A 2,097-nucleotide genomic window follows, 5' to 3' on the forward strand; every position below is an offset into this window, starting at 1 on the left:
GGCCGGCTGTCGGTGACGGGCTGGGCGGACCGGGTCGACCACATTGTCGATGCCGGCGAGGAGTTGGACGTGCCCGCGGTGCTGCTGCGGCCGGACGGCCATGTGGCGTGGGTCGGTGAGGACCAGCACGATCTGCTGGACAGGCTGGCGACGTGGTTCGGCGCCCCAGTCGACTGAGCGCGCGACGGCGGGGACGGCCGCCGCGGGTGTCGGCCGGTGCGCCCGGGGCACCGGTGAGATCGCCCACCCGAGGCGCGCGTCAGGGGACGGGTGACTCAGGTGGGGCGCCGGGCCGCGAGGTCCGGCGCCCCGACGTTCGTGGGCCGCTTCTCCCCCGGGCGCGGTGCGGCCGTCAAGCGCGGCCGCTCTCGGCGAGAGTGTGGGCCACGAGCGCGTTGGCGTGGCCGTGGCCCAGGCCGTGCTCGGCCTTGAGCCAGGTGACGAGCTCCATGTGCTTGGTCAGGGGCGAGGAGCGGATCAGCTCCTTCCATTCGGCGACGGGGCGGCCGTACTTCTTCTCGATGGACGGGAAATAGCTGGCGGGGCCCTTCACGGCGGTGGTCATGGCAGCGGTCATGGTGGTGGTCTCCTCTGTACGAACCGTCTGTGTGAACGGTCTGCGTGAATGGTGCGGATGGTGTCGATGGCCGGGGCCGCGATGCCCCGGCCGGTGGCCGGTGCCGGCCGCGTGCTATGCCGTGGCCACCGGCCGGTACGTGCACATCTGCACGCCCGTGCCCGTGGTGGCCGCGGAGACCAGCTCCAGTGTGCGGAGGCCGCCGTCGTCGGGGAAGATCGTCTTGCCGCCGCCGAGGAGCACCGGCATGATCATGAGCCGGAGCTCGTCGACCAGGCCCTCGCTCAGCAAGGCGCGCACCAGCGTCGGGCTTCCCATGACCAGCAGGTCTCCGCCGCCCTGACCGCGCAGTTCCCGGATGCGGGCGACGGCCTCGTCACCGGGGATGCGCGTGGTGTTCCGCCACGTCAGATCCGACTCCCGCAGCGTCCGGGACACCACGTACTTCGGCAGGGCGTTCATCCGGTCGGCGAACGGGTCACCCGCCCGCTCCGGCCACGCCCCGGCCATCGTTCGCCAGGTGCGGCGCCCGAACAGCAGTGCCTCCGCGCCGGCCAGCGCGTCGTCGAAGGCGCCGCCCATCGCCTCCGGGTCGAAGAACGGGTGCGACCAGCCGCCGTGGGCGAACCCGCCGTCGGTGTCCTCCTCGGGCCCACCCGGCGCCTGCACCACGCCGTCCAGGCTCATGAACTCGGTGATCACAACGCGCACGAAGCCACGCTCCTCTTGCTCGCTCCTCACAAGTCGCGGCCGGTGTCGCGCCGCAGGGAGATCATGGCACCGGCCACTGACAACGCCCCCGGACGCACGGGTCAGCCGCGGCAAACGGCTCGATGGCCCCACGCTTCCCTGCCGCATCCGGCGGCCCGGCTGTCGGTGTTCCGTCCGCATGAACGGCCTATGGTGGGTTGCGCGGCGGAGACGGACCGGGCGACCGATGCGCACGCGTCTCGGCCTGTCGGGGGGAGCTGATCGCCATGCGCGACGCCGGTAACGACAGCGACGTCATTCCGGTCCGCGCGGACAAGCGCCAGGCTCCGCTGGGCGATCTGGCGGAGATGTGCGGCGCGCGGTTCGTGCGGGTCGCCTCGGTCTCGTTGCCCCGGGAGATCACGTACTACGACGTCCGCGCCGTCGAGAGCACGACGCGCGGGACGGGGCATCTCGTCTGCCCCCGGGACCGGTACGAGCATTGGCAGGACGCGACACTCGCGTATCTCGCCGAGGTGGTCCAGGCCACGGCGGATCTGTACCGGGCCCACGGCGGGACCAGCTTCTCCATGGACCTGCGCCGCGGATCGCGAAGCTGGTCCCCGCCGACCAAGCCGTTCCCCTGGCCGGGGCGGCGGCGCCGTACGGCCGCGCGTTCGGCGGCGGCGCAGCGGGAGTTCCTGGCGCGGCTGGAGCGGGCGGCCGCGGCGTACCTCCCGGTCCGCGACGAGATCGCGTCCCGCCTCGCGAGCCGCGCCGCGCGTCCTGCCGCACCTCCTGCCACGCCCCCTGCCGCGTCCAAGCGCTCG

General features: G+C 73.1%; 3 protein-coding genes and 1 pseudogene. 2 read left to right on the forward strand and 2 right to left on the reverse strand.

Features of this window, described 5'->3' with window-relative positions:
* Positions 1 to 177 (forward strand): annotated as a pseudogene (locus ACSNOD_RS30665) (FAD-dependent oxidoreductase); the annotation flags it as partial.
* 175 nt (positions 178 to 352) lie between these two features.
* Here the strand turns inward: ACSNOD_RS30665 and ACSNOD_RS30670 are convergent.
* Positions 353 to 565 (reverse strand): DUF4287 domain-containing protein, encoded by a 213-nt coding sequence (locus tag ACSNOD_RS30670; protein ID WP_436770351.1) that lies wholly within the window; start codon positions 563 to 565, stop codon positions 353 to 355.
* A gap of 126 nt (positions 566 to 691) precedes the next feature.
* Positions 692 to 1,288, reverse strand: a complete 597-nt coding sequence (locus ACSNOD_RS30675) for a dihydrofolate reductase family protein (protein ID WP_436770349.1) — start codon at positions 1,286 to 1,288, stop codon at positions 692 to 694.
* A gap of 266 nt (positions 1,289 to 1,554) precedes the next feature.
* Between ACSNOD_RS30675 and ACSNOD_RS30680 the strand changes: the two genes are divergently transcribed.
* Positions 1,555 to 2,097 (forward strand): hypothetical protein (locus ACSNOD_RS30680; protein ID WP_436770350.1); only part of this gene is annotated, 543 nt, incomplete at its 3' end.

Origin of the sequence: Streptomyces sp. URMC 123 (assembly GCF_051386515.1) — a bacterium.
Classification (GTDB): domain Bacteria; phylum Actinomycetota; class Actinomycetes; order Streptomycetales; family Streptomycetaceae; genus Streptomyces.